Annotated in this window: 1 protein-coding gene; it reads right to left on the reverse strand. The window is 71.4% G+C overall.

The window, feature by feature from the left end; genetic code table 11:
* A partial coding sequence (locus G3I71_RS49840) for a glycosyltransferase family 2 protein (protein ID WP_369335597.1) occupies positions 1 to 385 on the reverse strand: 385 nt, incomplete at both ends.

A 385-nucleotide genomic window follows, 5' to 3' on the forward strand; every position in this document is an offset into this window, starting at 1 on the left:
GGGGCGGCGCGGCGGGCACGTTACTCGTACGCCCTCGAAGAAGCCCGACCACCAGGCGGTCAGGCCGGAGAGCGGGGGGCGTTGCGCGAGCGTGTACGCGGCCCAGGTCGCGAGGTAGATCGGCACCAGAACGGCGGGCCGGTGTCGCTTGGCCAGCCAGACCCGGTTCCGGCCGGTGTGGTGGTAGTACACCGCGTGCCGGGACGCCTCCGTACGCGGGTGCTGGAGCACCATGTCGGCCCGGTAGTCGATGTCCCAGCCGGCGTCCAGGGCCCGCCAGGCGAAGTCGGTTTCCTCGTGGGCGTAGAAGAACGGGGTGGGGAACTCGCCCACCTCGTCGATGACGCTCATGCGGATGGCGTGGCCGCCGCCGAGGAACGTCGTC

Source organism: Streptomyces sp. SID12501, from assembly GCF_010550245.1.
Classification (GTDB): Bacteria; Actinomycetota; Actinomycetes; order Streptomycetales; family Streptomycetaceae; genus Streptomyces.